At 63.7% G+C, this 24,020-nt stretch carries 23 protein-coding genes; 19 read left to right on the top strand and 4 right to left on the bottom strand.

Annotation, left to right across the window (positions count from 1 at the left end):
- Positions 1-6: 6 nt before the first annotated feature.
- The 6 genes from aroC (at position 7) to nusB (ending at position 4,507) form a co-directional block, all read left to right on the top strand.
- On the top strand, positions 7-1,206 hold the full coding sequence (gene aroC, locus ACNAOU_RS11740) for a chorismate synthase (RefSeq protein WP_064722205.1): 1,200 nt from the start codon (positions 7-9) through the stop codon (positions 1,204-1,206).
- A 56-nt stretch (positions 1,207-1,262) separates the two neighbouring features.
- Positions 1,263-1,772, top strand: coding sequence for a shikimate kinase (locus ACNAOU_RS11735; protein ID WP_055976085.1), 510 nt, complete (start codon positions 1,263-1,265; stop codon positions 1,770-1,772).
- Positions 1,769-2,860 (top strand): 3-dehydroquinate synthase, encoded by a 1,092-nt coding sequence (gene aroB, locus ACNAOU_RS11730; RefSeq protein ID WP_422756989.1) that lies wholly within the window; start codon positions 1,769-1,771, stop codon positions 2,858-2,860. The genes ACNAOU_RS11735 and aroB overlap by 4 nt, the downstream gene beginning before the upstream one ends.
- Positions 2,857-3,378 carry a tetratricopeptide repeat protein gene (locus ACNAOU_RS11725; RefSeq protein WP_018777736.1) on the top strand — a complete coding sequence of 174 codons (522 nt, stop codon included), beginning with the start codon at positions 2,857-2,859 and terminating at the stop codon, positions 3,376-3,378. The genes aroB and ACNAOU_RS11725 overlap by 4 nt, the downstream gene beginning before the upstream one ends.
- A 155-nt stretch (positions 3,379-3,533) precedes the next feature.
- Complete coding sequence (gene efp, locus ACNAOU_RS11720; RefSeq protein WP_011774957.1) at positions 3,534-4,097, top strand: elongation factor P; 564 nt, start codon at positions 3,534-3,536, stop codon at positions 4,095-4,097.
- Positions 4,097-4,507: a transcription antitermination factor NusB gene (nusB, locus tag ACNAOU_RS11715; RefSeq protein ID WP_018777735.1), complete on the top strand. Its 411-nt coding sequence runs from the start codon at positions 4,097-4,099 to the stop codon at positions 4,505-4,507. The genes efp and nusB overlap by 1 nt, the downstream gene beginning before the upstream one ends.
- A 94-nt stretch (positions 4,508-4,601) precedes the next feature.
- Here nusB and ACNAOU_RS11710 read toward each other — a convergent pair whose 3' ends face one another.
- Positions 4,602-5,897: a PrsW family intramembrane metalloprotease gene (locus ACNAOU_RS11710; RefSeq protein ID WP_422756988.1), complete on the bottom strand. Its 1,296-nt coding sequence runs from the start codon at positions 5,895-5,897 to the stop codon at positions 4,602-4,604.
- 110 nt (positions 5,898-6,007) lie between these two features.
- Here ACNAOU_RS11710 and pyrR point away from each other — a divergent pair, with 110 nt between their 5' ends.
- The 13 genes from pyrR (at position 6,008) to ACNAOU_RS11645 (ending at position 21,077) form a co-directional block, all read left to right on the top strand.
- Complete coding sequence (pyrR, locus tag ACNAOU_RS11705) at positions 6,008-6,592, top strand: bifunctional pyr operon transcriptional regulator/uracil phosphoribosyltransferase PyrR (protein WP_018777733.1); 585 nt, start codon at positions 6,008-6,010, stop codon at positions 6,590-6,592.
- Positions 6,589-7,617 carry an aspartate carbamoyltransferase catalytic subunit gene (locus ACNAOU_RS11700; protein WP_018777732.1) on the top strand — a complete coding sequence of 343 codons (1,029 nt, stop codon included), beginning with the start codon at positions 6,589-6,591 and terminating at the stop codon, positions 7,615-7,617. Before pyrR ends, ACNAOU_RS11700 begins: the two co-directional genes overlap by 4 nt.
- A complete protein-coding gene (locus tag ACNAOU_RS11695) occupies positions 7,617-8,939 on the top strand; it encodes a dihydroorotase (RefSeq protein ID WP_018777731.1) in 1,323 nt (440 codons plus the stop codon). Before ACNAOU_RS11700 ends, ACNAOU_RS11695 begins: the two co-directional genes overlap by 1 nt.
- On the top strand, positions 8,939-9,460 hold the full coding sequence (locus ACNAOU_RS11690; protein WP_018777730.1) for a hypothetical protein: 522 nt from the start codon (positions 8,939-8,941) through the stop codon (positions 9,458-9,460). The genes ACNAOU_RS11695 and ACNAOU_RS11690 overlap by 1 nt, the downstream gene beginning before the upstream one ends.
- The gene (carA, locus tag ACNAOU_RS11685) at positions 9,441-10,685 is read left to right on the top strand and encodes a glutamine-hydrolyzing carbamoyl-phosphate synthase small subunit (RefSeq protein WP_422756987.1); all 1,245 of its coding nucleotides are present in this window, start codon (positions 9,441-9,443) and stop codon (positions 10,683-10,685) included. The genes ACNAOU_RS11690 and carA overlap by 20 nt, the downstream gene beginning before the upstream one ends.
- Positions 10,685-13,993 carry a carbamoyl-phosphate synthase large subunit gene (carB, locus tag ACNAOU_RS11680; protein ID WP_422756986.1) on the top strand — a complete coding sequence of 1,103 codons (3,309 nt, stop codon included), beginning with the start codon at positions 10,685-10,687 and terminating at the stop codon, positions 13,991-13,993. Before carA ends, carB begins: the two co-directional genes overlap by 1 nt.
- Positions 13,986-14,858 carry an orotidine-5'-phosphate decarboxylase gene (gene pyrF, locus ACNAOU_RS11675; RefSeq protein WP_422756985.1) on the top strand — a complete coding sequence of 291 codons (873 nt, stop codon included), beginning with the start codon at positions 13,986-13,988 and terminating at the stop codon, positions 14,856-14,858. The genes carB and pyrF overlap by 8 nt, the downstream gene beginning before the upstream one ends.
- 157 nt (positions 14,859-15,015) lie before the next feature.
- On the top strand, positions 15,016-15,342 hold the full coding sequence (gene mihF / locus ACNAOU_RS11670) for an integration host factor, actinobacterial type (RefSeq protein ID WP_039241672.1): 327 nt from the start codon (positions 15,016-15,018) through the stop codon (positions 15,340-15,342).
- A 21-nt stretch (positions 15,343-15,363) separates the two neighbouring features.
- On the top strand, positions 15,364-15,936 hold the full coding sequence (gene gmk / locus ACNAOU_RS11665) for a guanylate kinase (RefSeq protein ID WP_018777725.1): 573 nt from the start codon (positions 15,364-15,366) through the stop codon (positions 15,934-15,936).
- Positions 15,937-15,974: 38 nt separating this feature from the next.
- Complete coding sequence (rpoZ, locus tag ACNAOU_RS11660) at positions 15,975-16,235, top strand: DNA-directed RNA polymerase subunit omega (RefSeq protein WP_017197559.1); 261 nt, start codon at positions 15,975-15,977, stop codon at positions 16,233-16,235.
- A 27-nt stretch (positions 16,236-16,262) separates the two neighbouring features.
- On the top strand, positions 16,263-17,522 hold the full coding sequence (gene coaBC, locus ACNAOU_RS11655) for a bifunctional phosphopantothenoylcysteine decarboxylase/phosphopantothenate--cysteine ligase CoaBC (RefSeq protein ID WP_422756984.1): 1,260 nt from the start codon (positions 16,263-16,265) through the stop codon (positions 17,520-17,522).
- A 76-nt stretch (positions 17,523-17,598) separates the two neighbouring features.
- On the top strand, positions 17,599-18,828 hold the full coding sequence (gene metK / locus ACNAOU_RS11650) for a methionine adenosyltransferase (RefSeq protein WP_422756983.1): 1,230 nt from the start codon (positions 17,599-17,601) through the stop codon (positions 18,826-18,828).
- A 149-nt stretch (positions 18,829-18,977) separates the two neighbouring features.
- Positions 18,978-21,077 carry a primosomal protein N' gene (locus ACNAOU_RS11645; protein ID WP_422756982.1) on the top strand — a complete coding sequence of 700 codons (2,100 nt, stop codon included), beginning with the start codon at positions 18,978-18,980 and terminating at the stop codon, positions 21,075-21,077.
- Between the two features lie 17 nt (positions 21,078-21,094).
- On the opposite strand, the gene ACNAOU_RS11640 is transcribed toward ACNAOU_RS11645, so the two are convergent.
- Genes ACNAOU_RS11640 through ACNAOU_RS11630 form a run of 3 tightly spaced genes read right to left on the bottom strand, consistent with a single transcriptional unit; the run spans position 21,095 to position 24,020 of the window.
- A complete protein-coding gene (locus ACNAOU_RS11640; RefSeq protein WP_422756981.1) occupies positions 21,095-22,186 on the bottom strand; it encodes a glycosyltransferase family 4 protein in 1,092 nt (363 codons plus the stop codon).
- The gene (locus tag ACNAOU_RS11635) at positions 22,183-23,127 is read right to left on the bottom strand and encodes an alpha/beta fold hydrolase (protein ID WP_422756980.1); all 945 of its coding nucleotides are present in this window, start codon (positions 23,125-23,127) and stop codon (positions 22,183-22,185) included. The genes ACNAOU_RS11640 and ACNAOU_RS11635 overlap by 4 nt, the downstream gene beginning before the upstream one ends.
- An 11-nt stretch (positions 23,128-23,138) precedes the next feature.
- Entirely contained in the window at positions 23,139-24,020 is an 882-nt protein-coding gene (locus ACNAOU_RS11630; RefSeq protein ID WP_413305931.1) for an aldo/keto reductase, read from the bottom strand.

The following is a 24,020-nucleotide window of genomic DNA, read 5'->3' as shown; positions in this document are numbered from 1 at the left end:
GGTTATATGTTGCGTTGGTTGACTGCCGGTGAATCCCACGGTCCGGCTCTGATCGGAATTGTTGAAGGCGTGCCTGCCGGTGTTGAACTCACCAGCGGGCAAATTCGTGACGCGCTGGCGCGTCGCCGCCTCGGCTACGGACGTGGCGCCCGCATGAAGTTTGAACAGGACGAGGTCACCATCATGGGTGGCGTCCGGCACGGGCTCACCCAGGGTGGGCCGGTAGCCATCCAGGTTGGAAACACCGAATGGCCCAAGTGGGAGCAGATCATGTCTGCCGATCCGGTGGACCCGGAGATCCTCGCCGACCAGGCCCGTAACGCCCCTTTGACCCGTCCCCGCCCCGGGCACGCGGACTTCACGGGTATGCAGAAGTACGGCTTCGACGAAGCCCGTCCGGTGCTTGAACGCGCCAGTGCACGGGAGACTGCCACCCGCGTTGCCCTCGGCACCGTCGCTGCGCAGTTCCTGAAGCAGCTGGGCGTGGAACTGGTGAGCCACACTGTGTCCATTGCCAGCGTCACCGTTCCTGAAGGCAAGCCGTTGCCCGGACCCCGGGACGTGCTGGCCCTCGACGCCGACCCCCTTCGTTGTTTTGACCGCGAGACATCCAACGCGATGGTCGCCGAGGTGGATGCAGCCCACAAGGAAGGCGAAACCCTCGGTGGCGTGGTTGAAGTACTTGCGTACGGCCTGCCGCCCGGACTGGGCAGCTACGTCCACTGGGACCGCCGTCTTGACTCGCGGCTTGCTGCTGCGCTTATGGGTATCCAGGCCATCAAGGGCGTTGAAGTCGGCGACGGGTTCCTTACGGCTGCCCGCCGCGGCTCGGCAGCCCACGATGAAATCGTCAAGGACGACGACGGCCGGATTGTCCGCCAGACCAACCGTGCCGGTGGCATCGAAGGCGGCATGAGTATCGGGGAAGTGCTGCGTGTTCGTGCAGCCATGAAACCGATCGCTACTGTTCCGCGCGCACTGCGCACCATCGACGTGAGCACGGGCGAGCCTGCCAAGGCGCACCACCAGCGTTCCGATGTTTGTGCTGTTCCCGCCGCCGGTGTCGTTGCCGAAGCCATGGTTGCCTTGGTTCTCGCGGAGGCTGTTGCCGAGAAGTTCGGTGGCGATTCCGTGGCGGAGACCCAGCGGAACCTGCAAAGCTATCTTGACAGCATTCCGGCCACCTTGGACTCGGTCGGCCGCTAGTGGTCCGCTCTGTCCTGGATGGCTGCTCCGCCCGTCCCGTTGTTTTGGTGGGGCCCATGGCTGTTGGCAAGTCGGCCATAGGCCAGCAGTTGGCCCAGCAGCTTGGTCTTCCGTTCGTGGACACCGACGCAGTGGTGGTTGCTGCCCATGGGAGCATTGCGGACATCTTCGCAGGACGCGGCGAGCACGCCTTCCGGGAAATCGAAGCCAGGGCAGTGGCGAAATCGATCGAGTCCGCCAAAGCACAGCCAGCGATCATTTCCCTGGGCGGCGGAGCAGTCCTTGATTCCGGAACCCAGCAACTGCTGGGGGAGTGCACCGTGGTTTACCTGGAATGCGACGCGGAAACCGTGGCGGACCGGATCGCGCGAAACACGGGAAGGCCCTTGCTGCAGGGTGACGCAATGGCCCGGTGGGAAGCACTCTTTGCCACCAGGCGGCCCGTCTACGAACGGCTCGCAGACATCGTCATGGATGTGCGTTCAGGATCCGTGGCGGAAATCGGCCTCCATTTGGAGGAACGGCTGCGCCAGCATGCAGCCTTGAAAGAGGAAGTTGAAAAGTGAGCAACGAAGCAACTGTCATCAAGGTGACCGGCCAGTCAGTCAACGAAAACTACGACGTCGTGGTGGGCCGTGGCCTGTTGCAGACCCTTCCCGAAAAACTCGGTGAACGCGTCCGGCGGGTCCTGGTCATCCACCCGCGGGCCCTTCGGCTGACGGGCGACACCGTTCGCGACGAGCTGGAGAGCGCCGGATTCACCGCGCTTACGGCCGAAATCCCGGACGCGGAGGAAGGCAAGCACATCCAGGTTGCCGCGTTCTGCTGGCAAGTGCTGGGCCAGAATGACTTTACCCGTTCGGACGCCATCGTGGCTGTCGGCGGCGGTGCTGTCACCGATCTCGCGGGCTTCGTGGCAGCCACCTGGCTGCGCGGGGTCAAGGTCATCCACATGCCCACGAGCCTGCTGGGAATGGTGGACGCCTCGGTTGGAGGCAAGACGGGCATCAACACCGCCGAGGGCAAGAACCTCGTGGGGTCATTCCACCCGCCCGCTGCCGTCCTGGCCGATCTGGATACTCTCCAGACATTGCCGAAGAACGAGCTCATCTCCGGCATGGCGGAAGTCATCAAATGCGGATTCATCGCCGATCCCGCGATCCTCGAACTGATCGAGAAGAACACGGACGCCGTGATGAATCCCGGTTCCGATGTCGTCCGCGAACTCATTGAGCGCGCCATCGCTGTCAAGGCCAATGTCGTATCCCAGGACCTCAAGGAATCCGGCCTGCGCGAAATCCTGAACTACGGCCACACCCTTGGCCATGCCATCGAACTGGTGGAGCGGTATTCCTGGCGCCACGGTGCTGCCGTTGCCGTGGGCATGATGTTCGCTGCCGAGTTGTCCCGCAGTGTCGGCCGTTTGTCCGATGCCGATGCCGACCGGCACCGCACCATCCTCGAAAGCCTTGGCCTGCCCATTACCTACCGAAGGGACCGCTGGCAGGGCTTGCTGGACGGTATGCGCCGGGATAAAAAGTCCCGTGGTGACCTCCTCCGCTTTGTCGTCCTCGACGGAGTGGCCAAGCCCGGCATCCTGGATGTCCCCGATACTTCCCTTCTCTTTGCTGCCTATCAGGAGATCGCATCATGACGATTGCCTTGCGCGAAGGGGTCAGTGACTGGCCAACAGCCGGGTTCCCCGGTGTCCGGATGAACCCGGACACACTCCTGCCCGTGGTGGTCAATGAGGAAGTCATGGAGACTGCTCTCGCGGCTTCGGATGATCCTGCGGACCGGATCATGGCCCTCCTGCTTGAAAACCAGCCAAAAGAGGCAGCTGAACTTCTGGCAGAGGCCCGCTATAAGGATCCTGAGTCCTTCCGGCTCAGGATCTTTGAGGCCGAAGTCCACCGTGCCACCAACCGCCATGACCGTGCCGTCCAACTGTTCCGCCACCTGCTGCACGAGGTCCAGGGTACGTCCAAGGAAGCAGTAGTACGCCAGTATCTTGGCCGCGCCTACTTCGTGGGCGGCAACGCGTTGGCCGCAGCCGAGGAGTTCTCCAGGGCACTTGACCTGAGGGTGGCCATGGCCGCCGATGCGGCACTGATCTACTCGTCCGCTGTGGCCCTGCAACGGGCCCGGGATGTCCTGGAAGTTGCTTCCTGAGAGCCGCCTGTAACGCTGCCCGCAAGGTCATGCCGCATTTGCCGGTAGAATGGTTTTTGGATTTTTGATAAATACGCGCTGGCGCGCCGAAAGGCACGCCTGCTTGGCATAGATAGCTGGCAGCTAGAACCAGTGCGATTAACCAGAGGATACGAGTGGCAACCACAAACGACATCAAGAACGGGACCGTACTGAAGCTCGAGGGCCAGCTCTGGAACATCATCGAGTTCCAGCACGTCAAGCCGGGCAAGGGCGGTGCCTTTGTCCGCACCAAAATGCGCAACGTCATGTCCGGCAAGGTGGTCGACAAGACCTTCAACGCCGGCCTGAAGATTGAAACCGCAACGGTTGACCGCCGCGACTACCAGTACCTGTACCAGGATGGCGAAGACTTCGTCTTCATGGACACCCAGGACTACGACCAGATCACCGTTTCCGGTGCAACAGTCGGCGACGCCACCAACTTCATGCTCGAGAACCAGATGGTGAACATCGCCATCCACGAAGGCACTCCGCTGTACATCGAGCTGCCCCCGAGTGTCGTTCTCGAAATCACCTACACCGAGCCCGGCCTGCAGGGCGACCGCTCCTCCGCCGGAACCAAGCCGGCTACGGTGGAAACCGGCTACGAGATCCAGGTGCCGCTGTTCGTTGAGCAGGGAACCAAGGTCAAGGTCGACACCCGCGATGGCAGCTACCTGGGCCGGGTCAACGACTAGTGAGCGCACGCGGTAAAGCCCGTAGCAGGGCCTTGGAAGTACTTTTCGAAGCGGAGCAGCGCTCAGTTTCGGCTTTCGACGCAATGACAGCGCGTCGGGAGAAGACAGACCTCGTCATCAACCCCTACACGGTGGAAATAGTGGAGGGTGTTGTCTCCATGCAGGCAACCATTGATGAGTTCCTGGAGACCTACGCACAAGGCTGGACCTTGGAGCGCATGCCCTCCGTTGACCGCATCATTCTTCGTATCGGTGCGTGGGAACTTCTCTACAATGATGAAGTTCCGGACGGAGTGGCCGTAAGCGAAGCCGTGGCCCTCGCCAAGACGATGTCCACTGATGAGTCCCCGGCCTTCATCAATGGCTTGCTGGGCCGTCTGCAGAAGCTCAAGCCGTCGCTGCTGGCCTAGCCGGCAGGACAGTATTCGAAAATGGACCCTCCTCCCCGGAAAACCGGAGAGGAGGGTCCATTTTTTCGGGCAAATACCGGAACTGCCCCGGGACCTACTGGAGGACAGCGGCCCTCAGTGCGGGGATGAGCCGGAGGTGTTCGATTTCGTCGTGTTGGTGCCCGGGGACGTCGCGGCCACTGAGTATCCGTTGGCGTGTGAAAGCCAACGCGGTTGCCCCCTTGATGAATGCCTTCATCTGCCCGCCCCGGCCCCTCGATGCAGCCCAGCGAAGTGCCTGGCGCCTGCCCCGGGAGGTCGCCAGCATCTCCACCTCTGCCGGCGTGAACCAGCCAGCGCGGGCGTATTCCAGAAGCCGTTGACGGGTCAGCTTTCCCTCGGCGACGCGAAGCAGGATCACGCCGACGACGGCAACCAGGAAGATTGGTACCTGCACTGCGAAGTACTCCACCAGGAAGTTCTGCCCCATGCTGTTCCAGCGGTTGTGCAGGAACATTGCCGGCAGCAGGCCGATGAAGAAGGCCAGGACCGCATATCCTGAGTGCCATTTCCTGGCAGCGAATCCCATGATCAAACCGGTCGTGCCCGTGAATACTGCGTGGGCAAAGGGAGACATGACGCCACGAAGGATGAAAATGCGTACCAAATCGGTCCCGGGATCAGTGGAAGAAGCGATTTCGCGCCCGAAGTAGAGGATGTTCTCAGTGAAAGCGAACCCCGCCGCAATGGTGAACGCGAACACCACGCCATCCACGGGACCGTCGAAGTACTTGCGGGCTGCCAGGATCAGGACCAGGAGTCCCAGTGACTTCGTGAATTCCTCCACGATCGGGGCCTGGACCGTCGCCATGAAATAGGCGAAGGCCTCTTCGCTCCCGGTGGGAGCGGCAAGCGCGAAAAGCGGTTGGATCAACAGCGTGCCGGCTATGGAAACGGCCGCACCCCACGTAAAGGCGAACCAGAGCAGCCGCGGCGGTTCGGGCTCCCACCGGTCTATGACGCGCACCGTCAACAGGACGATGGACAGTGGGATCAATGAGACCAGGAAGCCGATGATGAACCCTGCGATCCCCGTATTTCCCAAGAGGAACGGCACTACCAACAGAAGACTACCCAGGACCAGGACGGTGCCGACGATCAGCAAGGGAAGGGTGCCCCAGCTCCGGCGTGCAGGCCGTGCCGGTGGCGTGGCCCAGTTTTGCTGTGGCAGGGACGCCGGGTTTCCCGGGGCTGCCTGGTAGTTTCCCGGCTGAACGCGACCGATCCACGTGGGGTTGGCACCTGGCTCCAGGTAAGGCCTTGGATAAGGATGTCCGCCGTGCTGGCCGGGGTGGTTCATGCTCATGAGAAAGAGCCTATTCCACGCTCGGAAATGTGAGCTTAAACTCACCCACCTGCCAAGGACCCGCGCGGTCGTCCCATGGCCGCTGTGATACTTTTGGAGAGCAAATATTCCTTTTTTAATTCCGTCCCGTGAGGCGGGGAAAGGGGAGACGAGCGATGACTGAAGTCACTTCTGCGCACGTGCCGTCGCGGGTTGTCCTCAACCAGGCGGATATCGATCGTGCGCTTACTCGTATCGCCCACGAGATCCTCGAAGCCAACAAAGGCTCGCAGGACCTGGTTCTGTTGGGCATTCCCAGCCGCGGTTATCCGCTGGCCGTGCGGCTCGCCAATAAGATCGCCGCAGCCGACCCCACGGTTAACGCCGGGGCCATTGTCGGCCAGCTGGACGTCACCATGTTCCGTGACGACCTCTCCCACCAGCCCACCCGGCCTCCGCACCACACCCGGCTTCCGCTGTCCGGCATCGACAACAAGGTTGTTGTGCTCATTGACGACGTCCTCTACTCGGGACGCACCATCCGTGCAGCCCTGGACGCCCTTGTCGATCTCGGCCGTCCACGCATCGTCCGCCTTGCGGTCCTGGTAGACAGGGGCCACCGCGAACTTCCCATCCGCGCCGACCACGTGGGTAAGAACCTGCCGACCTCCTCTGCGGAAAAAGTCCGGGTACACCTCGAGGAAACTGATTCCGTAGATGGCACACCCGTCAACGAGGTAGTAATCGAGGCGGGCAAGTGAAGCACCTTCTTTCCACGGAAAACCTGGTCGCATCCGACGCCATCCGCATCCTGGACACCGCGGAAGAGATGTCCGCAGTGGGGGACCGCGAGGTCAAGAAGCTCCCCGCGCTCCGCGGCCGCACCGTAGTGAACCTATTCTTCGAGGACTCCACGCGAACCCGGATCTCCTTTGAAGCGGCGGCCAAGCGCTTGTCCGCCGATGTCATCAACTTCGCAGCCAAGGGATCCTCCGTATCCAAGGGCGAGTCCCTCAAGGACACCGCGCAGACCCTCGCGGCCATGGGCGCGGACGCCGTCGTCATCCGCCACTGGGCTTCGGGCGCGCCGCACCGCCTGGCCGCTACGGACTGGATCGATGCCGCGGTGATCAACGCCGGCGACGGTACTCACGAGCACCCGACACAGGCACTTTTGGACGCCTTCACCATGCGCAGGCACTGGTCGAAGCTCAACGGAGTCGCATCCACGGGAGCGGACCTGGCAGGCATGCGGGTCGCCATTGCGGGGGACGTGCTGCACTCGCGCGTGGCCCGCTCCAACGTCTGGCTGCTGAAGACCCTGGGTGCCGAGGTCACCTTGGTTGCGCCACCCACCCTGCTGCCCATCGGCGTCGAGCACTGGCCCTGCAAGGTCAGCTACAACCTGGACGAAACCCTCCAGTCCGGTATTGACGCCATGATGATGCTGCGCGTCCAGGGTGAGCGGATGAACGCCTCGTTCTTCCCGTCCACCCGTGAATATTCGCGCCGCTGGGGCTTCGACGACGCCCGCCTCCGCGCCTTGGATGACCTGGGCATGAAGGACACCATCATCATGCACCCCGGCCCCATGAACCGTGGCCTGGAGATTTCATCCGCCGCCGCCGACTCGCCCCGTTCCACCGTGCTTGCGCAGGTACGAAACGGCGTTTCGGTCCGCATGGCGGCCCTGTACCTGCTGCTGTCCGGAGATACCCGCGAAGCAGCCCCACTGAACATTGTCACACCGGCTTTCGCAAGCCCGTCCAGCAAGGAGAGCAACTGATGGCCGAGAACACTTACTTGATCCGCGGGGCCGCCATCCTCGGTGGCGAGGCCCAGGACCTGCTGATCCGCGACGGCGTAATTGCCGCCCGGGGTGCGGACCTTTCCGATGAGGGCGCCACCGTGATCGACGGCAAGGGCCTGGTGGCCCTGCCGGGCATGGTGGACGTCCACACGCACCTGCGTGAACCCGGTCGCGAGGACGCCGAAACAGTGGAGACCGGCACCCGGGCTGCTGCCCTCGGTGGCTTTACGGCCGTCCACGCCATGGCCAACAGCAACCCCGTGGCTGACACCGCCGGTGTCGTCGAGCAGGTCCACAGCCTGGGCCGTGCGTCCGGCTGGGTCGATGTTCGTCCTGTCGGCGCAGTCACCGTGGGTTTGGCCGGCGAGCAGCTCGCCGAGCTTGGCGCCATGGCCGACTCCCGCGCGCAGGTGCGGATGTTCTCCGACGACGGCATCTGCGTTCACGACCCGGTACTCATGCGCCGCGCGCTTGAGTACGTCAAAGCGTTCGACGGCGTCGTGGCCCAGCACGCGCAGGAACCCCGCCTTACCGCCGGGGCACAGATGAACGAGGGCACAGTCTCCGCAGTCCTGGGACTGACCGGCTGGCCTGCCGTTGCCGAGGAAAGCATCATTGCCCGTGACGTCCTGCTTACCCAGCACGTCGGGTCCCGGCTGCATGTGTGCCACGTTTCCACTGCCGGGTCTGTTGAGATCGTGCGCTGGGCGAAGGCCCGTGGCATCAACGTCACCGCCGAAGTGACCCCGCACCACTTGCTCCTGACGGACGAATTGGTCCGCAGCTACGACCCGGTCTACAAGGTCAACCCGCCGCTGCGGACGGACGCCGATGTGCAGGCCCTGCGTGAAGGACTGGCCGACGGCACCATCGACGTCGTCGGAACCGACCACGCCCCGCACCCCAGCGAGCACAAGGAGTGCGAGTGGGCGCAGGCGGCCATGGGCATGACGGGCCTTGAAACCGCGCTCTCGGTGGTTCAGGAAACCATGATCGAAACCGGCCTCATGACCTGGGCCGACTTCGCCAGGGTCACCTCGTTCACCCCCGCCGTCATCGGCCGCGTGGCCGACCAAGGCCGTCCGCTGGAAGTTGGCGAGCCGGCCAACGTCATCCTGGTGGACCCGGCTGCGCGTTGGACGGTCGACCCCCATAAGATGGCAACCATGGGCCGCAATTCACCGTTCAAGGGCAAAGAGCTGCCCGGATCCGTGGTGGCTACCTTCTTCAAGGGTCACCCCACGGTCCTCGACGGCCGGCTCAACACGCCCTACCAGCACCCGGCAGTCAGCAACTGATGAGCAACCAGACATTGACTGTGCTCACCACGGTGCCGCTGATCGTTGCCGTACTGGTGATGATCTGGCTCGGGTGGCGGAACCGGCTGAGGCGACAAGCCGACGTCGAACGTCTGCCTGCGGTGCCGGAACAGCTGACGCCGGCGAGCGTCGTCGCTGATGGCCAGTACGTGACCACCACGACGGCGGGCGACTGGCTCGACCGCATAGCGGCCCAGGGCCTGGGCATCCGGACCAACGCGGAACTGAGCATCCACGCCGAAGGCGTGTTGTTCGACCGCTCCGGTGCCGCCCCCGTCTTCATCCCGCGGCGGTCCCTCGTGGACAGCCGCGAAGCCAACGGCATGGCCGGGAAGTTCGTCGAAAAAGACGGCCTCCTTGTCATCAGCTGGAGGCTTGGCGCCCGGGAACTCGATACCGGATTCCGGTCCCGGCACTCAGCCGACAAGAAGCTCCTCCTTGAAGCCCTCCAGGAATTGATCTCCGCAGCCCCTCAGGCAGATGCCGATAGTGGAAAGTAATAAAGTGACGGAAAGTAACGCAGCCACCAAAACCACCCCCTCCGCAGCAGTACTGGTGCTCGAAGACGGCCGCATGTTCCGCGGCCGCAGCTACGGCGCCCAGGGAACCGCACTGGGAGAGGCCGTCTTCGCCACCGGCATGACCGGCTACCAGGAGACCATCACCGACCCCTCGTACGCCCGCCAGCTGGTCGTCCAGACTGCGCCGCACATCGGCAACACCGGGGTCAACAGCGAAGACGCTGAATCCCGCCGCATCTGGGTGGCCGGGTACATTGTCCGTGATGCCGCGCGCCGGCCCTCCAACTGGCGCTCGGAGCGAAGCCTGGACGAGGAACTCGTCGAACAGGGCATCGTGGGCATCCAGGGCGTGGACACCCGTGCCATCACGCGCCACCTCCGCGAGCACAAGACCATGCGGGCCGGTATCTTCTCCGGCGAGGCCGCCTGGGCCACCGACAAGGAATTGTTGGACGCCGTCCTGGCCAGCGCGCCCATGGAGGGCGCGGCCCTGGCCGAGGAAGTCTCCATCGACGAGGCCTACGTGGTCGAACCCAAGGACCACGGCTGGGAAGGCGAACCCCGCTTCTCCATCGCCGCTGTGGACCTCGGCATCAAGGCAATGACTCCCGTGCGTTTCGCCGAGCGCGGCGTGCGCGTGCACGTCCTGCCTGCCACGTCCACGCTTGAGGACGTGAACGCGGTCAAGCCCGATGGCTTCTTCATGTCCAACGGCCCCGGCGACCCCGCCACTGCCGACCACCAGGTTTCCCTGCTGCGTTCGGTGCTGGACGAGAAGCTGCCGTACTTCGGAATCTGCTTCGGCAACCAGATCCTGGGCCGCGCCCTGGGCTTTGGCACGTACAAGCTCCGCTACGGCCACCGCGGCATCAACCAGCCCGTGATGGACCGCCGTACCGGAAAGGTCGAAATCACCTCCCAGAACCACGGCTTCGCAGTGGACGCGCCGCTGAACGGATCCACGGTGGCGCCGGAGGAGCGTTACGGCCGTGTGGAGGTCAGCCACGTCTCGCTGAACGACGACGTCGTCGAAGGCCTCGCCTGCCTCGACATCCCGGCCTTCTCGGTCCAGTACCACCCGGAGGCTGCAGCCGGCCCGCACGACGCCGCGTACCTCTTCGACCGCTTCATCGACCTCATGGCCGATACCAAAGCCGCCGCTCCCGCAAAGAACAACGACTCCAAGACTGAGGACAAGAAGTAATGCCCAAGCGTACAGATCTCAAGAGCGTCCTTGTCATCGGTTCCGGTCCCATCGTCATTGGCCAGGCGGCCGAGTTCGACTACTCCGGCACCCAGGCCCTCCGGGTCCTGAAGGAGGAGGGCCTCCGGGTCATCCTGGTCAACTCGAACCCGGCCACCATCATGACGGACCCCGAGTTCGCCGATGCCACCTACGTTGAACCCATCACCCCTGAGGTGGTGGAGAAGATCATCGCCAAGGAGCGCCCGGACGCCATCCTGCCCACCCTTGGTGGCCAGACGGCCCTGAACACGGCCATCGCCCTGGATAAGAACGGCGTACTGGAGAAGTACAACGTCGAACTCATCGGTGCCAACATCGCCGCCATCGAACTCGGCGAGGACCGCGAGAAGTTCAAGGGCGTCGTGGAGCGTTGCGGTGCCGAGTCGGCACGCAGCCACATCATCCACACCATGGATGAAGCCTTCAAGGCAGCCGAAGACCTGGGCTACCCCATGGTGGTCCGGCCGTCCTTCACCATGGGCGGGCTGGGTTCCGGCCTCGCGTACAACGAGGACGACCTCCGCCGCATCGTCGGCCAGGGCCTCCAGTACAGCCCCACCACCGAGGTCCTGCTTGAGGAGAGCATCCTTGGCTGGAAAGAATACGAACTCGAGATGATGCGCGACAAGAACGACAACGTCGTTGTCGTCTGTTCCATCGAGAACTTCGACCCCGTCGGTGTGCACACCGGCGACTCCATCACGGTTGCTCCTGCGTTGACCCTGACGGACCGCGAGTACCAGAAGCTGCGCGACGTCTCCATCGCGGTTATCCGCGAAGTCGGCGTCGACACCGGTGGCTGCAACATCCAGTTCGCCATCGACCCCGCCACGGGCCGTGTGGTGGTCATCGAAATGAACCCGCGCGTTTCCCGCTCCTCGGCGCTGGCCTCGAAGGCAACCGGTTTTGCCATCGCCAAGATCGCCACGAAGCTCTCCCTGGGATACACCCTGGACGAGATTCTGAACGACATCACCCAGAAGACCCCGGCTTCCTTCGAGCCGACCCTTGACTACGTGGTAGTCAAGGTTCCGCGCTTCGCTTTCGAGAAGTTCCCGGCAGCAGACAACACGCTGACCACCACCATGAAGTCGGTGGGCGAAGCGATGGCCATGGGACGCAACTTCACCGAGGCCCTGCAGAAGGCCCTGCGTTCATTGGAGCAGAAGGGCTCCCAGCTGGACTTCAGCTCCGTCCCGGAATACGAAGTGGCAGAGCTCATCGAGAAGGCCAAGCGGCCTACCACGGAGCGTCTGCACCAGGTACAGCGGGCCCTCCTTGGCGGTGCCACCGTTGAGGACCTTTTCGAAGCCACCAAGATCGACCCCTGGTTCCTGGACCAGCTCCAGCTGCTCAATGAGACTGCCCAGGAAATCCGCAAGGCCGGCGTTCTCACCGAGGAAATGCTGCGCAACGCCAAGCGCCACGGCTTCTCCGACGAGCAGATCGGTGCCTTGACGCACAACAACGAGGCCGTGGTCCGCGGTGTTCGCCAGGCCCTGGGCATCCGCCCGGTCTACAAGACGGTGGACACCTGCGCCGCCGAATTCGCCGCCTACACCCCGTACCACTACTCCTCCTACGATGAGGAGGACGAAGTAGGCCTGCACTCCAAGCCCTCCGTCATCATCCTCGGCTCCGGCCCCAACCGCATCGGCCAGGGCATCGAGTTCGACTACTCCTGCGTCCACGCTTCCATGGCCTTGCGCAAGGCCGGCTACGAGACCGTCATGGTCAACTGCAACCCGGAGACTGTGTCCACGGACTACGACGTTTCCACGCGTCTGTACTTCGAACCGCTGACCCTTGAGGACGTCCTCGAGGTCATCGCTGCGGAGGAGCGCACGGGCGGCGTCATGGGCGTCTTCGTGCAGCTTGGCGGCCAAACCCCCTTGAAGCTGGCACAGCAGCTTGCCGACGCAGGTGTTCCCATCCTGGGCACCTCGCCGGAAGCGATCGACCTCGCCGAACACCGTGGCGCCTTCGCCCGGGTCCTGGACGAGGCCGGCCTGACCTCCCCGAAGAACGGCACCGCCGTTTCGTTCGAGGACGCCAAGAAGATCGCCGACGAAATCGGCTACCCCGTGCTGGTCCGCCCGTCCTACGTGCTGGGCGGCCGCGGCATGGAGATCGTCTACGACGAAGCAAACCTTTCCCGCTACATCGCGAACGCCACCGAGATCACCCCGGACCACCCGGTCTTGATCGACCGCTTCCTTGAAGATGCGGTGGAGATCGATGTCGATGCCCTCTTCGACGGCACGGACATGTACCTCGGCGGCATCATGGAGCACATCGAAGAGGCCGGTATCCACTCCGGTGACTCCGCGTGTGTCCTGCCTCCGATCACCCTTGGCAACAACGTGATCGAGCGCGTCCGGACGGCAACCCGTGCGATCGCCGAAGGCGTGGGCGTACGTGGCCTCATCAACATCCAGTTCGCCCTTGCCTCCGACGTCCTGTACGTCCTGGAAGCAAACCCCCGCGCCTCCCGTACCGTTCCGTTCGTCTCCAAGGCAACGGGCGTGCAGATGGCCAAGGCCGCTGCCTTGATCGGTACCGGCGTCACCATCAACCAGCTCCGCAGCGCGTACAAGATGCTGCCCGAAAGCGGCGACGGCTCAACGCTGCCGCTGGATGCTCCGGTGGCCGTGAAGGAAGCCGTGCTGCCGTTCAGCCGCTTCCGTACGCCGGAAGGCAAGGTCGTCGACTCCCTGCTCGGCCCGGAAATGCGCTCCACCGGTGAAGTCATGGGTATCGACAAGCACTTCGATACCGCTTTCGCCAAGAGCCAGGCAGCAGCCAACAACGCGCTGCCTACCGAAGGCAAGATCTTCGTTTCCGTGGCCAACCGGGACAAGCGTTCGGTGATCATGGGCGTCAAGCGGCTCTCGGACCTTGGCTTCGAGATCGTCTCCACCGGTGGCACCGCCGACGTCCTGCGCCGCAACGGCATCCAGGCGACTCCGGTCCGCAAGGTTGCCGAGGGAAGCAGCGCCGAAGGTGAGGGAACCATCGCGGACCTCGTCATCGCCGGCGAGATCGACATGGTCTTCAACACGCCTTCCGGTGGCGAAGCCCGCAGCGATGGATACGAACTCCGCGCCGCAGCGACCTCCATCGGCATTCCATGCATCACCACCGTTGCCGAGTTCAACGCGGCAGTCCAGGCGATCGAGGCCCTGCGGACCTATGAATGGTCGGTGACCAGCCTGCAGGAGCACGCAGCCAACCTGTCGGCAGCCATGGAAGCCGCACATGCCTGAGTCTGCAGCATCACAGCAGGCGCAGCAGCCGGTCCGGGAGTCTTTCGGCTCCCGGCTGGCTGCCGCCATGGCCTCCCGCGGTCCGCTGTGCGTCGGGATTGATCCGCACCCGCAGCTCCTGGCGGACTGGGGTTTGAACGACGACGTCGCGGGGCTGGAGTGCTTCTCGCTCTCGGTGGTTGAGGCGGTGGCTTCCCTAGCTGCCGCGGTGAAGCCGCAGGTGGCGCTGTACGAACGCCACGGTTCGGCCGGCATGGCTGTGCTGGAACGAACGCTTGCGGCCTCAGCGGACGCCGGGGTGCTCAGCATTGCTGATGCCAAGCGTGGCGATATCGGTTCCACCATGGCGGCCTATGCGGATGCCTGGCTGCGGGATGGGTCGTCGTTGGCTGCGGATTCGGTGACGTTGAGTCCGTACCTGGGATTTGAGTCGCTGCGTCCTGCCCTGGATCTCGCAGCCCGGAACGGTCGGGGAGTGTTCGTGCTTGCGCTGACATCGAACCCCGAGGGAAAGTCGGTTCAGCACGTCGGAGGCGAACACTCCGTGGCCCGTAGGATCGTGGCCGCAGCCGCTGCGGAGAACCAGCGTTATGAGGGTGCACTGGGATCGGTGGGCCTGGTGGTCGGTGCCACGATCGGCTCGGCGCTGACAGATCTGGGCATCGAGCTTGGCCCGGTCCGCGGAGCCATCCTTGCGCCGGGACTCGGAGCCCAGGGCGCGACGCCTGCCGACCTCCGTGCAACCTTCGCTGACGCGTATCCGCAGGTCCTGGCCACCTCCAGCCGGGGAATACTGGCAGCAGGTCCGTCCATTCCGGCTTTGCGCGCCGCAGCCGGGGAGACCCTGGCCGGGCTTCGTTCCTAAGGCAACGCGGGGTCACTTTTGGCCCATGATGGGCCTGACTACCGGCCATAAGTGACCCCGCGTTGGTCCAACTCATTGCGCAACTGCGCCCCTGGCGGTAGGTTCAGGATCAGTCGCGTGATCTGCATCACAAACTCGATCTGACGGGGGTTCGGCAGTGGGCCTGAAAGAGCTGACACCGCAAGAGCGTGCCGATGCGTTGGAAAAGGCTGCCAAGGCCCGGGCCGTGCGGGCCGCGGCCAAGGAGCGGCTGAAGCGTGGAGAAGTGAGCATCGCGGAGTTGATCTCCTCAGGCGCCACTGACGAAGCGATCGCGCGCATGCGTGTGGTGGAGTTGCTGGAAGCCCTGCCGGGGATTGGTCCCGTCCGGGCGGCCGGGATCATGGCGGATATCGGCATTGCCGGATCCCGGCGTATCAGGGGGTTGGGAATCCACCAGGCCCGGGCGCTGGTAGATTTTATGGATACCCAACAAAGCGTTTGACGCATCTCCCCGAAGGAATCCGTGAGCAAGAATCCTGGACTGACCGTCCTTGCAGGCCCCACTGCCGTTGGCAAAGGAACCGTATCCACGTACATCAGGGACAACTATCCAGAGGTTTGGCTTTCGGTTTCAGCCACCACCAGGGCCGCCCGTCCGGGTGAAAAGGATGGTGTCCATTACTTCTTCAAGTCAGCCGAAGAGTTCGATGCCCTGGTAGCCGACGGCGAACTGCTGGAGTGGGCCGTAGTTCACGGCCAGAACCGCTACGGCACCCTTCGCAGCACCGTCAACGCTGCGATCGCCGAGGGCAAGTCCGTCCTCCTCGAGATCGACCTCCAGGGAGCGCGGCAGGTCAAGGCGGCTGTGCCCGACGCCAACTTCGTCTTCCTGGCCCCGCCCAGCTGGGACGAAATGGTCCGCCGGCTGGTTGGCCGCGGCACGGAAACCGCGGAGGAACAGCAGCGGAGGCTGGAAACCGCTAAACTGGAACTTGCTGCTGAACCGGAGTTTGACCACACCGTCATTAATGACGACGTTCGCCGGGCAGCGGACGAGCTTGTTTCACTCATGGGGCTTACCCCGCACGGGCGCTAAAGCGCCTGTTTGTTGGCCCGCTAGAATTTGGAGAATTCGTGTCCACGAACCTTGAAGGCATCATCAACCCGCCGATCGATTCGCTGCTTGAGGCTGCCGATTCCAAGTACGGCCTGGTGATCTTCGGCGCCAAGCGTGCCCGCCAGATCAACGCTTACTACGCCCAGCTGCACGAGGGCCTGTTCGAGTACGTCGGTCCCTTGGTTGACACCAAGCTGAACGAGAAGTCGCTCTCGATCGCCCTCCGCGAGATCAACGAAGGCCTTCTGGTTTCCACGCCGATCGAGCCCGCAGAATAAAGCAGACTGCCTGTTGACGGAGGTCACGTGCGCATAGTCCTCGGAGTCGGGGGAGGGATTGCAGCCTACAAGGTTGCATCGCTCCTCCGGCTTTTTACTGAAGCCGGCCATCAGGTGACGGTCATTCCCACGGAAGCAGCCACCCGTTTTGTTGGGGTTGCCACGTGGGAGGCCCTCTCCGGCAACCCGGTGAGCAACAGCGTCTTCGACGACGTCGACAAGGTCAACCATGTGCGCCTGGGGCACCAGGCCGACCTGATCGTCATTGCACCCGCCACCGCTGATCTCCTGGCCCGGGCGGCCACCGGGCAAGCAAACGACCTCCTCACCAACACCCTGCTGATGGCCCACGGCCCGGTGCTCTTCGCGCCCGCGATGCACACCGAAATGTGGCAGCACGCGGCGACCCAAGCCAATGTGGAAACGTTGCGCAGCCGGGGAGCAACGGTTCTGGAACCTGCTTCCGGGCGACTCACGGGTGCCGATTCGGGTCCGGGCAGGCTCCCGGAGCCGGACGCCATCTTTGCTGCGGCCATTGCCTTGGCAGGGGCCTCCGGTACGTCGGATAGTGCCCCACCGACGTCGGCGACGCACGCATCACTCGTGGGCAGGACAGTTACGATTTCCGCCGGTGGAACCAGGGAAGCCCTGGACCCGGTCAGGTTCCTGGGCAACCGTTCCTCGGGCAAGCAGGGCGCTGCCTTGGCCGCCGCTGCCTTGGCCGCCGGCGCCAAAGTCCGTTTCCTGGCCGCGCACATGGATGTAGAGCCGCCGGCCGGCGTCGAGCTTGTCCGCGTTGAGTCAGCCCTGGAACTGCGCGAGGCCGCGCTGAAAGCGGCAGTGGATTCCGACGTCGTCATCATGGCTGCGGCGGTTGCCGACTTCCGTCCGGCAGAGGTTTCGGACACGAAAATCAAGAAGGTCGACGGCGAGGACGCACCTGTTGTGCGCCTGGTCCGGAATCCTGACATCCTGCGCGAGCTTGTCCAGAGGCGGACCGCTGAAGGCGGCCGGCAGTTGATTGTCGGCTTTGCGGCGGAAACCGGGGACGCGCAGGGCGATGTACTGGAGCATGCGGCAGCCAAACTCAAACGCAAGGGCTGCGACCTCCTCGTTGTCAATCAGGTGGGTGTTGGCCGGGTCTTCGGGCAGGACGACAACTCTGTGGTCATCCTTTCCGGCCATGGCGCTGAGCCGCAGTCCGCTGCCGGGTCCAAGACAGACGTCGCCGCCGCAGTGATTGACCGGGTTGGCGCCGAACTCGCACAGGTCTTCCCGGCCATGTGACTGAGCCCACGCCTGAATTCTTCGCATAGGGACACACGGCAGATCACGTGATCCCGCAACCCAGTAAGGTGGTCGAGTGACTTTACCGCTGCACCATGAATACCATGGCACCCCGTCCAAGCTCCGCCTCTTCACTTCCGAGTCGGTTACTGAAGGGCACCCGGACAAGATCTGCGACCAGATCAGCGACTCCATTCTTGACGCGTTGCTGGCCGCGGATCCTGAATCCCGCGTGGCCGTTGAGACCATGGCCACAACCGGCTTGGTGCATGTGGCCGGCGAGGTCACCACTGATGCTTACGTCGAAATTCCGCAGATCGTCCGTGAGACCATCCTCGGGATCGGCTATGACTCCTCGGCCAACGGTTTCGACGGCGCCCGCTGTGGCGTTTCGGTCTCGATCGGCCAGCAGTCCAACGACATCGCGGGCGGGGTCTTCAACTCGCTTGAGGCCCGTGAAGGACGCCAGGAGGACGACTACGACCTCCAGGGTGCCGGCGACCAAGGCATCATGTTCGGTTACGCCAGCGATGAAACGGCGTCCTACATGCCGACTCCCATCTGGTTGGCGCACCGCCTTTCGGAGCGTCTGACCGAAGTCCGCAAGAACGGTGAACTTGCCTACCTGCGGCCCGACGGCAAGACCCAGGTGACGGTAGGGTACGACGGCGACCGGCCGGTTTCCGTTGAAACCGTTGTGATCTCCAGCCAGCACGCTGAGGAAGCAAGCCTAGATCAGCTCCGCGCGGACCTCGCAAGCTACGTCATCGAACCCGTGCTGGCAGCGTCCAACCTTGACCTCTCCCGCACGGTCAACATCCTGAACCCTGCAGGCGCTTTCGTCATCGGCGGCCCCGTCGGGGATGCCGGTCTGACCGGGCGCAAGATCATCGTGGACACCTATGGCGGATTCTCCCGCCACGGTGGCGGTGCGTTCTCCGGCAAGGATCCGTCGAAGGTGGACCGTTCTGCTGCCTACGCCATGCGTTGGGTCGCCAAGAACGTCGTGGCTGCCGGTCTTGCCAAGCGCGCCGAGATCCAGATCGCCTACGCCATTGGCCAGGCCCGGCCCGTGGGAACCTACGTTGAGACCTTCGGCACGGAGACTGTGGACCCTGCCCGCATCAGCGAAGCGATCGACGAACTCTTTGATCTCCGTCCCCGCGCCATCATCGATGCCCTGGACCTCAAGCGGCCCATCTACGCCAAGACTGCTGCACACGGCCACTTCGGACGGGATGAGCCCGACTTCACCTGGGAGCGGCTGGACCGCGTTGCGGACCTGAAGGAATACTTCAACGCCTGATGTGTCCCGCGGAATGCCTCGATGTTGTTTTGTCGGTGGTTCGTGATTGGCTTTAGCCAGAGAGATGCCCGCAGCGGGTCAATCCCGCTGCGGGCATCTCTCGTTGACAGTGAAGCGGTCTTCCGTGTGATGAGTTGGAGGTGACGGGCATGGCAGCACACGATGTCCAGCCATCGTTGCTCCAACCCTCGCTGTTGCAGGGTTTCCCCGACCGGATGCCGGCCAGTGGACCTCCGCTGGCTGCGTCGAATCCGGTAGCGCGCGTCATCCTGGAGTCATCCCTGCCCCATTTGGACAGGCCCTTTGACTACAGCGTTCCCGCCGAACTCGCTGATGCGGCTTCTCCCGGCGTTCGGGTGAAGGTGAAGTTCAACGGCCAGGAACTCAACGGCTACCTCATCGAGCGCCGCGGGTCCTCGGATGCGGCCCACCCGCTCATAGCCTTGCATAAGGTCGTGTCCCCGGTGGCGGTCCTGACCCCAGCCGTCTCCGAGTTGGCGGCCACCGTGGCTGCACGCTACGCAGGTACCCTGAGCGACGTTCTCCGGACGGCTGTGCCTCCCCGGGTGGCCAAGGTGGAGAAGGAACTTTTGGCCGGGGACTTGGACGCCGATGTCGCGGAGCTGAAGCCGTTCACGGACGCTCACGAGTGGGCGGTGTACTCCAACGGCAAGTCCTATCTGCAGCACCTCGCCAGTGGCGGTTCGCCCAAGGCTGTCCTGACGGCCCTCCAGGGTTTCGGAGCGGCTGGCTGGGCGGCCCTGGTCGCATCAGCTGTAGCCACAGTCCGCTCCTCCGGACGGGGCGCGGTGGTGGTGGTTCCGGACTACCGCGACCTTGAGCAGTTGGAGTCCGCCCTGGCCAAGGTCCTGCCGTCGTCTGACGTAGCCAGGCTCACCGCGGACGATGGGCAAACGCCCCGTTACCGGAATTTCCTGCGGCTCCTGAGCGGTGCGGCTGGGGTGGCTATCGGCACCCGCTCTGCTGCCTACGCGCCGGTCAAGGATCTGGGCCTGGTGGTGTGCTGGGATGACGGCGACGACCTCCACATCGAGCAACGCGCTCCCTACGCCCATTCCCGTGAGGTGTTGTTGCTCCGGGCCGAGCAGGAGGGCGCGGCTTGCCTCATGGCCTCCCACAGCCGCAGCACAGAGTTGCAGCGACTGGTGGAAATGCAGTGGGCGGCGCCGATCGAAGCGCCCCGCACCACAGTCCGCTCCACGGTGCCGCGCGTCCTCAACACCGCTGACAGCTTTGAGCAGGAACGCGACCCCCTGGCCCGGATCGCCCGTTTGCCGGGTGCGGCATGGCGGGCGGCCAAAGAAGGCCTGGAGCGCGGCCCCGTCCTGGTGCAGGTGGCCCGCGCGGGATACGCGCCGTCCTTGGTGTGTGAGACATGCCGTGAGCTGGCCCGCTGCAACGCCTGCCAGGGGCCGTTGGCGGTCTCCAGCAGTTCGGCCATTCCGGCGTGCCGCTGGTGCTCCACACCGGCTCCTCAGTGGCGCTGCACGCACTGCAGCGGAACCAGGCTGCGCCGGGGAGCCGCAGGTGTCATGAGGACCGCGGAGGAGCTGGGCCGGGCGTTCCCCGGCAAGCCGGTGGTCACCTCGTCCGGCGAGAACATCAAAGCCATGGTCCCCGATACTGCTGCCTTGGTGGTGGCCACGGTCGGCGCAGAGCCGGTTGCTCCCGCCGGATATGCCGCAGCCCTGTTGCTCGACGGCAACTCCTTGCTTCGTCGGGAAAACCTGCGTGCGGGGGAGGACACCGTTCGCCGCTGGTTCAATGCCGCTTCCCTCGTGAAGCCTGCCGGCCAAGGCGGACTGGTAGTGATCACCGCGGATGACACCGCCGCTACGGGCGCACTTTTGCGCTGGGACGCTGCAGGATATGCCTCCAGGGAGCTCGCGTTGCGTAGAGAGCTCCAGCTGCCGCCCGCGGTCCGGGTGGCTTCCGTCACCGGCTCAAGGGCCGACGTCGGGCATTTCTCCGAGGCTTTCGAGGCCAGCGCTCCGCTGGCCTCCGGCGCCAAACTCCGCAGCGCCGGACCGGCCCCGGTGCAATTGTTCACCGGCACGTCCCCCTCTGCGGCCGAAGAAGCCGATGCTGATGTCAGGACGCTGTACTTCATTCCGTATGCCGAAGCCGCAGAAACGACTCGCGCCATGCGTGCTGTCAAAGCCGCGAACGCTGCCAAGCGCACGGCCGGGCCGGTGCAGCTGCGCCTGGACGGGGTCGACGTCCTCTAGGCGCCAAGGTGCCGGACTCAGTACAACCGAGACTTGCGCCGGCGCAGGCTGACGACTTCTTCAGCCGCGGCGAGAAGTTGCCGTGCCGACTCGTCCCAGTTGAACTTCGATGCCCGTTCCACCGAAATGCGGGACCGCTGCTGCCACAATTCCCCGTCACCGAGGGCGGTTACTGCAGCAGAGAAGTCAGTGGGCGATTCAGGATCAACGTAACTGACGGCCTCGCCACCGACCTCCCTGAAGATCGGGATATCGCTGGCAATCACCGGGGTACCGAGGGCCATGGCCTCCACCAGCGGCAGCCCGTATCCTTCAGCGCGCGAAAGGCTGATCAGTGCGGTTGCCCGGAGCAGGAGGTCGTCGTATTCGGCGTCGGTTACACCGTTGTGGAAGATGACCTTGGCGCCGGCGGGAACGATGGCTTCCAGTTCTGCCCGGCGGTCCGCAGTGATGCGGCTCAACAGGTGCAACGTAAATTCCGGCAACCCGGCCATTCCCCGGATCATGGTTTCCACGTTCTTGTAGGGCATGAACGAGCCCATGTACAGCAGGGTCTTGTCGGCACCTGCTGCCGGATCCCGTGGTGTTTGTCCTGGCTGCGGAGCATTACCCACAATCCGGACCGGCCGCTTGGTCAGCCTGTATTTGGCCATCAGGGCTTCGGTGGTGTGGCTGATGGTGGCGACGATGTCGGCCCGGTTCAAGAGCAACCGTTGGGGCCAGAAAGCCTTGTGGTACAGCCGCCACAGGAGGCGGACCGGGGCGGGAAGGAAACCCGGGGGAGCGGGGTGTTCGTAGTAGATGAGGTCGTGGAGGGTGAGAACCAGTCCGTACTTGCGCCCCAACGTGCCCATGGTCTGCATCGGGCAGACCACCACATCGGCGCCCAGGGGGTTGACCTTCCGGGCAACGAACAGCTCCAGTGGGGAAAGGGGGCTGTTGACCATCACATACGGAACGTCAGGCAGCAGGGCGAGTTGGCGCTTGTCGCTGACCAGCATGGTGACGTCCGCGAGTTTTGACGTGGCGGCTATGAGGCTGGAACCGTAGCGGCTGATGCCATCGTGGTGGTCCGTTCTGGTAAAGCGGGCGTCGATGACAATTTTCACGCGGGGTGTTCCTCCAGGAAGGTGCGGATCGCTGCTGCTGCGGGGGCCGGGGTTTCGTAGTGGATCAAATGCCCGACGTCGGGAATCACTTCCAGCGTAGCGTCCGGCAGCCGCTCCATCAGCTTGTGCTGGTTCGGAAGGGTGGCGATCTCATCCTTTTCCCCGGCGACGAGAAGGACCGGGAGCTTCAGTTGTTCGGCTACTTCTGCTACGTTGCCCGAGACCGACGCCTTGAAGGATTCGAGCAGGCTTTTCCTGTCCGCGAAGGCGCTGAAGTAGGCATCGTGCTGGCCGTGGATGAAGCGGCGGAGTGCTTTGTCCTTGGTCTTTGCCATGGTGATGCTCATGACGCGGACGATCAAGCGGTTTCGGAGGACAGCGAGTCCCACTCGGCGGGGAAGCCTGGCGGATGCCTGGTAGTACAGCACGGCAAGCTTGGTCATGATGCCCTTGGGACCTTCCAGAGCCGGAGCGGCAATGGGGTTGATCAGGATCAACGGGTAGATGGCATCGGGATGCGAAGCAGCGAAGTGGCTGGCCACGATCGAACCGAAAGAGTGGCCCAGCAGGACGGTCCTGGGACCCAAGCCGAGCGCGGTCATGAAGCTGGAGATGAATTGCCCGTAGCGCTCAACGGTGTGTTCATCATCCACGAACGGCTCCGAGCTTCCGAACGCCGGCAGGTCGGGCATGATGATGCGCATTTCCGGAAGCTGGTCCACAACGCGCAATAGACCGTGATGGTCTCCCCTGAAGCCATGGATGACCAAGATGGTGCGGGTCGTGGACGTGGCCTTGGCTGGTTCGTACGTCCAGTAGGCGACCGTGCTGCCGTCGATTTCGATATCCGAAGCGGTAGTCCGTCCGGCGAGGGCTTCACTGAAGAATCCATTGGGGGCCTGCGAGCCCTCGGGGGAGTGCGCGGTGTCCACTTTTTCCATGGAGGTATTCCCTAGTTCACGTTGTCCGGGTGTGAGCCGGTTCGATGGTGTCGTTCGAGTCCTGCCATGCCGTCCATGTCGGAAGGATCCAGCTCAAAATCGAACACGTTGAAGTTTTCCTTGATCCGTCCCGCAGAGCTCGCTTTGGGGATGACGAGGTTTCCCAGTTGGAGATGCCACCGGATGATGACCTGGGCAGGAGTTTTTCCATGCTTTTCGGCGAGCGAGATGATGGCAGGGTCGGCCAGGACCTGCCCGCGGCCGAGGGGACTCCACGCCTCAGTGGCTATTCCCAGCTGCTGGTGGAGTGTCCGTAATCTGCTTTGCTGCAGCCAGGGGTGCAGCTCGATCTGGTTTACTGCCGGGACGACTTCGGCTTTCTGCATCAGTTCGTCGAGATGGCCGGGCTGGAAGTTCGATACCCCGATCGCCCTTACTTTGCCCTCCCGATAGAGGGTTTCCAGCGCCTTGTATGTCTCCGTAAAAAGCCCGCGTCCGGCGCACGGCCAGTGGATGAGGTAAAGATCCACGTAGTCAAGCCCGAGGTTCGCAATCGAGGTGTCGAAGGCCCGGAGTGTGGACTCATAGCCTTGGTCGTCGTTCCAGACCTTGGTGGTCACGAACAGGTCCTCACGGGAAAGGGCGTGCACGGATTCCCCTGAACCACCCGTGCCGCCGTTCGCCCGGGCAGCATCGCCAATGGCACCGCCGAGCGCTCGGCCGACGCCCACCTCATTGCCGTACATCGCTGCTGTGTCGAAACGCCGGTAGCCCTCGCCCAGGGCGGTCGCTACCAAAGCTTCGGCGTCTTTGGGCGGCACCTTGTAGAGCCCGTATCCCAAGCGATCCATTTGTACGCCGTTATTCAATGTCAGCCGGGCCGGGAATCTCAT

Origin of the sequence: Paenarthrobacter sp. C1, from assembly GCF_049315185.1 — a bacterium.
In the GTDB taxonomy this organism is placed as follows: domain Bacteria; phylum Actinomycetota; class Actinomycetes; order Actinomycetales; family Micrococcaceae; genus Arthrobacter; species Arthrobacter nicotinovorans.
Note: the sequence above shows the minus strand (reverse complement) of the source record. Positions and strands in the feature narration are given on the sequence as shown.